Below are 8056 nucleotides of genomic sequence, written 5' to 3'. Positions count from 1 at the left end.
CAGAAGCACCGCCGGAAGCGCCACCGCACCGAGAGCACCGAAGCTGGTGGCCGCGGCGCTGCGCAGCTCGCGCGCGCTCATCAGCCGCTCGTGCACGACGAGGTGGGAGATGACGTCGGCGGTGAACACGGCGAAGATCGTGCCGAGCACGGTGACGAGCAGTGTCACGAGCGCGTTCAGTGCGTCGTGTTCGCCGTGGCTCGCGAGCGTGACGACGACGGCGAGCGCCGCGAAGGTGACGTAGATGCGCTCCTTGAGGGCGCGGGCGCGTTCGTCACGGGATGCGTCGTGGTCGCTCATGCGCCGACGATATCGCCGCCGCGGCGAACGACCTACCGGCCCTCCCCGGCACCGCGCAAGGGCGGCTCGTGCACAGGCTGCGCAGGCATGATCGAGGAATGACCTTCCCGGTGCGTCACATCTCCCAGACCATCGATCGCGACCCGGCGATCGTCGCCGAGTTCGCGGGCACCTACGAGAATCTGCCGCGGTGGGCGGCGGGCCTCAGCAGCGGGGTGTGTCAGCACGGCGGCCGGTGGCGCACCGACTCGCCCATGGGCGAGGTCGAGGTGGTCTTCACCGCCCCTGTCGAGCTCGGCATCCTCGATCACGACGTCGTCTTCCCCGATGGCACGATCGTGCAGAACTCGCTGCGGGTGCTGCGCAACGCCGACGGCGCCGAGGTCGTCTTCACCCTGTTCCAGTACCCGGGCGTGAGCGACGAGGCGTTCGAGGCCGACGCGACGGCCGTGGCCGCCGACCTCGCTCGCCTTCGCGAGCTGCTCGAGGGCGACGTCTGACGCGGCCGCGGAGGCCGCGGCATCCACTCTCTCCCGCGCCGGGAGACGACGCATCCCCCGACGCCGAGGCGGCCGGGGGATGCGACGTTCGGGGTCAGCGCTCGATGTGGTCGAGGTGCAGCATGCGCGACAGGTTCTTGTCGAGCTCGTCGTCCTGGAAGATCTTCTTCCAGTCGTCCTTGATGATCGACTCGCGGCCGTAGTCCATCGCGATCAGGCACGCGTCGCTGAACGGGTTGTCGCCGCGCAGGCCGTTGGCGAGGGCCACCTGGGTGTGGCCGTACAGGATGCTGCGGGCCGCCGCCTCGGGCACGCCCATGGTGTGCACGGCCTCGTGCAGCGACTCGTTCAGCAGCGCCCCGATCATGCAGGCGATCGTCTCGACGAGGGTCGGCTCGAGCTGGGCGAGCTGCTTGATCGTCACGTAGTGCACGTCGATGACGGGCGCGTAGATGGCGCGCACGGTCGCGTCGAGGATCGCCTTCTTGGCCGGGTCGTCCGACTCGATCGCGGCGATGGCGTCCTGCGGGGCGGCGATGCCGCCGAACGTGTCGGCCCACTCCTCGGGGGTCTGACGCTGCAGGAAGATCGACGGGTGGCAGGGGTGGGCGACCGCGCGGATGACCTCGGCGCGGTCGGTCAGCAGGCCCGCGTAGGCGGCGGCCGGGTCGAGGGTGAGGGCGATCGAGCCCTCCTTCATCAGCGGCACGAGCTGCGCGGTCACCGACTGCAGGGCAAGATCGGGCACGGCGTACACGACGATGTCGGCGTCGGCGACGGCCTCGGCCGCGTCGGTGAGGGTGCGGCCCGCGTCGAGCGTGCGCTGCTGACCGGCGGGCGAGTTCTCGACGTACCAGACGGTGTGGTCGGTCTTCACGAGGTTGTTGGACACACGCATGCCCATCTTCCCGCCGGCCCCGATGACCGCGATCTTGTACGTGTCGGTCGCAGTGGTGCTCATAGTGTGCTCCTCAGATAGTCGAGTGTGGTGCGGGTCCAGTCCCGCTCGGTGCGGGTCGTCGACTCCTCGTCGCCCTGCCAGGGCAGCCAGTGTTCGACGATCTCGTTGATGCCGCGCTCCCGCGGACGTACCGCGCGCAGCAGGTCGGGGTAGTTGTGCAGGCCCTCGCCCATGCGCGCGCCCGAGTAGGTGAAGCCCACCCAGCCGTCCTGGCGCGCGAACGCGAAGTCCTTCACGTGCACGTTCACGACGTGCGGGGCGGCGACCGCGATGCAGTCGCCGGGGGTCTCGAGGCGGGCGACGACGTTCGCCGGGTCGAGGCAGACGCCGATCACGGGGCTCTCGGCGCCCTCGACGACGGCGACGAGGTCGCGGGTCGCGACCTGCTCGTACGTCTCGAGCGCGAGCGTGACTCCGGCGGACTCGTACTCGGGAAGGGTCTCCCCGAGCCACGCGATCGCCTGGGCGGTCGAGTCGGGCCGTGTCGTCGGCGAGTAGAGCATGCTGCGCACGAGCGTCGCGCCGAACAGGTCGGCGAGGTGCAGGTAGCGTCGCAGCGTCGCGGCGTCGACGCCCTTGGTGCCGAGCTCGATGGTGAGTCCGAGGTCGCGAGCGGATGCCGCGGCATCCGCCACGCGCGCGTCGTCCCAGGTGTCCAGCGGCGCGTAGTCGCAGATCTGGAACAGGTCGACGCCCGACTCCTTGGTGGCGACGAACGCCTCCTCGAGGGTCATCGGGCGGCTCACCCGGTCGGAGAGCTGCCAGAAGAACGCATAGGTGCTGAGGCCGAACATCACGCCCCCCGTCGGGCGGTCGCGAGAGCGGATGCCTCGTCGAGCACGGCCTCGAGCGCGGCCGGGTCGTGTGCGAAACGGCCGAGGAAGAGTCCGTCGACGCCGTCGCCGAGCCGGGCGAGGAGGCCGGGGCCGGCAGACCCGCCGTAGATCACCCGCGAGCCGGCGCGGCCGGGGAGCGACGCGAGCGCCTCGCGCAGCGCGGCGATCACCGTCACGATGTGCGCATCCGGGGCGGGCGCGGGGGCGCCGATCGCCCACACCGGCTCATACGCGGCGATCACCGGTCCGTCGGGGGCGTCGGCGAGGTCGGTGTGCAGCTGGGCGACAGTGGCGCGGGCGGCGGAGGCGGCATCCGTCTCGATCGTCTCCCCGATGCACAGCACCGGGGTCACGCCGTGGGCGAGCGCGGCGGCGGCCTTCGCGGCCACCACGTCGTCGGTCTCCCCGAACAGCCGACGGCGTTCGGCGTGGCCGATCTCGGCGAGCGAGACGCCTGAGTCGGCCAGCTCGGCCGCGGTGATCTCCCCCGTGTACGCGCCGACGCCGTAGGCGGATACATCCTGCGCGCCGATCGCGACGGGAGTGCCCGCGAGCGCAGCCCGCGCGTCGGCGATCTGCAGGTAGGTGGGGATGACGAACACGTCGACCGCGCCGGCCTGCACGGCGTCGTGACGCGCCACGCGCGCCGCGACGTCGGCGAACCAGTCGCGCGCCTGCTGCCTGCCGAAGTAGGCCTTCAGGCTCACCCCCACCGTGACCGTGCTCATCAGCAGGAGCCGGTGGTCTCGTACTGTCCGATGACGGCGACCTTCTCGGCCGACGCGCTGGTCTCGTCGAAGCGGTACGTGAGCCACTCCTTGACGAGACGGCGGGCGAGCTCGATGCCGACGACGCGCTGGCCCATCGTGAGCACCTGCGCGTTGTTCGAGAGCACCCCGCGCTCGACCGAGAACGAGTCGTGCGCGGTCACGGCACGGATGCCGGCGACCTTGTTCGCCGCGATCGCCACACCGAGACCGGTGCCGCAGATGAGCAGCGCACGGTCGGCCTCGCCGCGGGCGACGAGCTCCGCGGCCTGCACGGCGACCTTCGGGTACGCGGTGTGCCCGTCTGCGTCCACGCCCACATCGACCACCGACGCGACGCCGTCGTTGTTCTCGAGATCGCGCTTGAGGATCTCCTTGTAGTCGAATCCGGCGTCGTCGGATCCGACGACGATGCGCAGCGGCTCAGGCATGGGCTTTCCTTTCGATGCGGTCGGCCAGGAGTGCGCCGACGGAGGTCGCGATGAGCGCGAGCGAGATCGCGCCCGGGTCGGGGGTGCCGACGCTGTTCATGCCGTGCGTGCGGGCACGGCCCATGCGCGGCAGCAGGTCGGCGGTCGCCTCGGCGGCGGTGGTGGCGGATGCCGCGGCCACCTGCCAGGCGTCGAGGAAGTCGTCTCCGGCGGCGATGCGCGCCGTGAGGGTCTCGGTCAGCGGCAGGAGCGCGTCGACGAGCGTCTTGTCGCCGATCTCGGCCTTGCCGTAGTCGGTCACGCCCTTCGCGCCGGCGGCGACGCCCGCGGCGACCGCGGCCGCCTCCGGACGTCCGGTGTCGCCGAGCGACCCGGCGATCGCGGTGAGGATGACGCCCCAGAGCGCGCCCGAGGTGCCGCCGGCCTTGTCCGACCAGCCGTCGGCGGCCTGCGCGAGCACCGTTCCGGCGCCGGCGCCCGCCTGGGCTGCCGCACGACCCGCGGCGAGGGCGGCGTGGGAGCCGCGCTGCATGCCGATGCCGTGGTCGCCGTCTCCGGCGATCGCGTCGATGCGGCCGAGCTCGTCGACGTTCTGGTCGATCGTGGCGACGATCGTCTCGAGCACCGCGACGACGGTCTCGGCGAGAGCCACAGACTCGGCGTCGCCGGGGGTCAGCACGACCTCCGCGACAGGCGCCTCGTCCGGGGCATCCGACAGCTCGACCGCGCCGACCGAGCCGCGTCGGTAGGCGGGCGTGTCGACCGGCGTCTCCCACAGGTCGGCGAGCTCGTCGTCGAGCCAGTACAGGGTGAGCGAGAGCCCCGCCATGTCGAAGCTCGTGCAGTACTCGCCCACGTGGGCGTCGATGACGGTGAGTCCGGCTGCCTCGAGCAGTGCCGAGATGCGCCCGTAGACGACGAACATCTCCTCGTACTTCACCGAGCCGAGGCCGTTGAGAATGGGGATGACGCGCCCGTCGGCGCCGTCCGGCACCTCGGCGAGCAGGCGCTCGACGAGAAGGGCGGCGAGCTCGTCGGCCGAGGGGATGTCGACCACGTCGATGCCGGGCTCGCCGTGGATGCCGAGGCCGACCGCCATCTTCCCCTCGGGGACGGTGAACAGCGGCTCGGGGGCACCCGGCAGCGTGCAGCCGGTGAAGGCGACGCCGAACGAACGGGTGCGGTCGTTCGCGAGCCGCGCCACGCGGGCGACCTCGGCGAGCGGGTAGCCCGCCGCCGAGGCCGCACCGGCGGCACGGAACACGGTGAGGTCTCCGGCGATGCCGCGGCGCTTGTGGCGCTCGGCGAGCGGGGCGCTCGCGACATCGTCGGTGACGGTGACGGTCTCGCAGGCGATGCCTTCGGCGCGCAGCCGCTCCTGGGCGGCGTCGAAGTTGAGCACATCGCCGGCGTAGTTGCCGTAGGAGAGGAACACCCCGCCGCCGTTGTCGGCGGCTCGGGCGACCGAGAGCACCTGCTGCGTCGAAGGTGACGCGAACAGGTTGCCCATGGCCGCACCGTGCGCGAGTCCGGGTCCGACGAGACCTCCGAAGGCGGGGTAGTGGCCCGAGCCGCCGCCCACGACGAGAGCGACCTGGCCCTCGGGGGAGACGGCGCGGCGCACGACGCCACCGGAGATCTTCCGCACGTAGCGGGGATGGGCGGCGACGAAGCCGTCGACCATCTCGTCGGCGAACTCGGCAGGGGTGTTCCAGAGGCGGGTCATCGCGCGTTCTCCTCCACGGCGTCGGTCTGCGGCGCGACGGCTGCCGTGGCGCGCAGCTTCGCGTCACGACGCGCGAGCGAGACGACGAGCACGGCCGAGAGCAGCATGAAGACGCCGACGAGGATCATCGGGACCTGGTAGCCGCCCGTCCAGTCGTGCACCGCACCGGTGATGTACGGCGCGCTGAAGCCCGCGATGTTGCCGATCGTGTTGATGAGCGCGACACCGGCGGCGGCTGCGGCCCCCGTGAGGAAGCGCGTCGGCAGCGTCCAGAAGTTCGGCAGCGCGGCGAAGATCGACATGGCCGTGAGGCCGATGACGGCGATCGTCGCAGCGGGCGAGCCGGCGTAGAGCGCGAGCGGGATGGTGACGGCGCCGACGACCGCGGGGATCGCGATGTGCCACGTCTTCACGCCGCGCTTCGAGGCGTCGCGCGACCAGAAGTACATCGCGATGGCGGCCGGCACGTACGGGATCGCCGTGATGAGTCCGGTCTGGAAGACGTCGAACTTCGTGCCCGCGGCATCCTGGAAACCCTTGATGATCGTCGGCAGGAAGAACGCCAGCGCGTACAGGCCGTAGATGAAGCCGAAGTAGACGAGCGAGAGCACCCACACGCGACCCGACTTGAAGGCGAACTTCACCGAGGTGTGCTTGGCGGCGGCGCCGGTCTCGACCTTCTCCGCGTCAAGGGCCGTCGTCAGCCACGACTGCTCGTCGCGGGTCAGCCACTTCGCTTCGGTGGGCTTGTCCTTCAGGTAGAACCAGGCGATGACACCGACGACGATCGCGGGGATCGCGACGCCCAAGTACATGAAGCGCCAGCCCTCGAGGCCGAAGAAGACCCCGTGCTGCTGGATGAGCGCACCGGCGAGCGGCGCACCGATGACGGTGGTCAGCGGCTGGGCGAGGTAGAAGAGCATCAGGATGCGGCTGCGGTAGGCGGCCGGAACCCACATGCTCAGGAAGAGGATCGCTCCGGGGAAGAAGCCCGCCTCGGCGACACCGAGGAGGAAGCGCAGCGCGACGAGCTGCTCGAAGTTCTGCACCCACGTGAACAGGAGCGCCACGATGCCCCAGCTGACCATGATGCGGGCGAGCCAGCGGCGCGCTCCGAAGCGGTGCAGGGCGAGGTTCGAGGGCACCTCGAGGATGATGTATCCGATGAAGAAGACGCCCGAGGCGAAACCGAACTGAGCGGCGCTGAGCGCCAGGTCGGTGTTCATGCCGTTGGGGGCGGCGAACCCGATCGCGGTGCGATCGAGGTAGTTGATGAAGAACATCAGCGCGACGAACGGTACGAGGCGCACTGCCACCTTGCGGATGGCTGACCGGGCGATCGGGTTCGCCTCGGTGGTGGGTCGTGTGTCCACATTGACTCCTGGCAAATCAGCGTTGATCTGTGACTGCTGTCACGGTTGGACAGTTTGGCAAACCGGTTGACCAATTGCAAGACGGAATTTCCGGATGCCTCGGATCACTCCGCGACGACGGCATGCCGACGCGACCCCTCCGGCCGGCGAGGAGAGGCATCGCGGGCATCTCGCCGCTATCGGGTGATCTCGGCCTTGAGGCGATGCGTGGCGGTCGCCATGTGGTCGGCCATCGCCGCCGCAGCCCCGTTCTCATCGCCACGGGCGACCGCGGCGAGAACGGCCGCGTGCTCCTCGATGGCGGTCGCGACGCTGTCGTCGTCGTGCACGGCACGATTCGCATACACGTGCAGCAGCGAGCGCACGACGTGCAGCAGGTCGATGAGGGTCGCGTTGTCGGCCGATTCGGCCAGCGCCTGGTGGAACTTTCGATCGGCCACCGCGAATGCGGCGTAGTCGTCGCGGGCCGCGCGCATCTCGTCGAGATGCCCCTGAACCCGCGAGATTGCGGCGTTCTCTGCCCGGGATGCCGCCAGTCGGGCGACGTACGTCTCGAGCCCGGAACGCAGCTCGAGCAGCTCGACGGTGTTGTGCTCGCTGATCAGCAGGCCCCAGCGGAGGGTCTGCGGCAGCAGCTCGCTCGCCGCGCCGCGGAGGTACGTTCCCGACCCCGGACGCACGTCGACGATGCCGAGGATCTCGAGCGCCGCGAGCGCCTCACGCACCGCGGACCGCCCGACCCCGAGGGTCGCGGCGAGCTGACGCTCGGGAGGGAGTCGGGTGCCGGGGGCGACCTGCCCGCCCGTGAACAGATCGAGGAGGCGCCGGGCGACCTCGGTCACGGGGGTTCCCGTCGGCAGCGCGACCAGCGAGGCGGCGATGTCCTCGGCACGATCGGACGGGTAGGCGGGCATGCAGACACGATACCGGGGAGAGGCGGACTTGAAATTGGTCAACCGGTTTGTCAATAATGTTCGCGGTGTCCGCCCGGGACATCCGACGACAGTGCCGTCACGATGCGGAGGACGAAGTGGCCATTCTTGCCTGGGATGAGTTGGATCAGCGTGCGGTGGATGCGGCGCGGGTGTTGGCGGCGGATGCGGTGGAGAGGGTCGGGAACGGTCATCCGGGGACGGCGATGAGCCTGGCGCCGGTGGCGTAT

General features: G+C 70.5%; 9 protein-coding genes and 1 pseudogene. 2 read left to right on the top strand and 8 right to left on the bottom strand.

The features are described from left to right. Positions 1-300 (bottom strand): annotated as a pseudogene (locus tag ABT08_RS11660) (hypothetical protein); the annotation flags it as partial. 98 nt (positions 301-398) lie between these two features. On the opposite strand from ABT08_RS11660, the gene ABT08_RS11655 reads away from it, so the two are divergent. Beyond that, positions 399-800, top strand: a complete 402-nt coding sequence (locus ABT08_RS11655) for an SRPBCC family protein (RefSeq protein ID WP_288115063.1) — start codon at positions 399-401, stop codon at positions 798-800. A 94-nt stretch (positions 801-894) separates the two neighbouring features. On the opposite strand, the gene ABT08_RS11650 is transcribed toward ABT08_RS11655, so the two are convergent. From ABT08_RS11650 to ABT08_RS11620, 7 genes are all read right to left on the bottom strand, one after another. Then, positions 895-1761: a phosphogluconate dehydrogenase C-terminal domain-containing protein gene (locus tag ABT08_RS11650; RefSeq protein WP_045245845.1), complete on the bottom strand. Its 867-nt coding sequence runs from the start codon at positions 1759-1761 to the stop codon at positions 895-897. Next, a complete protein-coding gene (locus ABT08_RS11645; protein ID WP_288115062.1) occupies positions 1758-2555 on the bottom strand; it encodes a sugar phosphate isomerase/epimerase family protein in 798 nt (265 codons plus the stop codon). The genes ABT08_RS11650 and ABT08_RS11645 overlap by 4 nt, the downstream gene beginning before the upstream one ends. Beyond that, positions 2555-3325, bottom strand: a complete 771-nt coding sequence (locus ABT08_RS11640; RefSeq protein ID WP_288115061.1) for a triose-phosphate isomerase family protein — start codon at positions 3323-3325, stop codon at positions 2555-2557. Before ABT08_RS11640 ends, ABT08_RS11645 begins: the two co-directional genes overlap by 1 nt. Beyond that, positions 3325-3795 carry a ribose-5-phosphate isomerase gene (locus ABT08_RS11635; protein ID WP_045245840.1) on the bottom strand — a complete coding sequence of 157 codons (471 nt, stop codon included), beginning with the start codon at positions 3793-3795 and terminating at the stop codon, positions 3325-3327. The genes ABT08_RS11640 and ABT08_RS11635 overlap by 1 nt, the downstream gene beginning before the upstream one ends. Next, on the bottom strand, positions 3788-5521 hold the full coding sequence (locus ABT08_RS11630; RefSeq protein ID WP_288115060.1) for a dihydroxyacetone kinase family protein: 1734 nt from the start codon (positions 5519-5521) through the stop codon (positions 3788-3790). Before ABT08_RS11630 ends, ABT08_RS11635 begins: the two co-directional genes overlap by 8 nt. Beyond that, complete coding sequence (locus tag ABT08_RS11625; RefSeq protein WP_288115064.1) at positions 5518-6804, bottom strand: MFS transporter; 1287 nt, start codon at positions 6802-6804, stop codon at positions 5518-5520. Before ABT08_RS11625 ends, ABT08_RS11630 begins: the two co-directional genes overlap by 4 nt. 266 nt (positions 6805-7070) lie before the next feature. Continuing rightward, positions 7071-7808, bottom strand: coding sequence for a FadR/GntR family transcriptional regulator (locus ABT08_RS11620; protein ID WP_045245836.1), 738 nt, complete (start codon positions 7806-7808; stop codon positions 7071-7073). A 116-nt stretch (positions 7809-7924) separates the two neighbouring features. Between ABT08_RS11620 and ABT08_RS11615 the strand changes: the two genes are divergently transcribed. Further along, a partial coding sequence (locus ABT08_RS11615) for a thiamine pyrophosphate-binding protein (protein WP_200934397.1) occupies positions 7925-8056 on the top strand: 132 nt, incomplete at its 3' end.

It is taken from the genome of Microbacterium sp. SCN 71-21 (assembly GCF_001725695.1).
In the GTDB taxonomy this organism is placed as follows: domain Bacteria; phylum Actinomycetota; class Actinomycetes; order Actinomycetales; family Microbacteriaceae; genus Microbacterium; species Microbacterium ginsengisoli.
The sequence above is the reverse complement of the archived record's forward strand: the minus strand, read 5'-3'. Positions and strand labels throughout refer to the sequence as shown.

Bases quoted from the DNA above. Each gene is read 5' to 3' on its own strand.
- ABT08_RS11625 (WP_288115064.1), bottom strand. From the start codon at position 6,804: ATGTTCTTCATCAACTACCTCGATCGCACCGCGATCGGGTTCGCCGCC.
- ABT08_RS11635 (WP_045245840.1), bottom strand. From the start codon at position 3,795: ATGCCTGAGCCGCTGCGCATCGTCGTCGGATCCGACGACGCCGGATTC.
- ABT08_RS11620 (WP_045245836.1), bottom strand. From the start codon at position 7,808: ATGCCCGCCTACCCGTCCGATCGTGCCGAGGACATCGCCGCCTCGCTG.
- ABT08_RS11650 (WP_045245845.1), bottom strand. From the start codon at position 1,761: ATGAGCACCACTGCGACCGACACGTACAAGATCGCGGTCATCGGGGCC.
- ABT08_RS11655 (WP_288115063.1), top strand. From the start codon at position 399: ATGACCTTCCCGGTGCGTCACATCTCCCAGACCATCGATCGCGACCCG.
- ABT08_RS11630 (WP_288115060.1), bottom strand. From the start codon at position 5,521: ATGACCCGCCTCTGGAACACCCCTGCCGAGTTCGCCGACGAGATGGTC.
- ABT08_RS11640 (WP_288115061.1), bottom strand. From the start codon at position 3,325: ATGAGCACGGTCACGGTGGGGGTGAGCCTGAAGGCCTACTTCGGCAGG.
- ABT08_RS11645 (WP_288115062.1), bottom strand. From the start codon at position 2,555: ATGTTCGGCCTCAGCACCTATGCGTTCTTCTGGCAGCTCTCCGACCGG.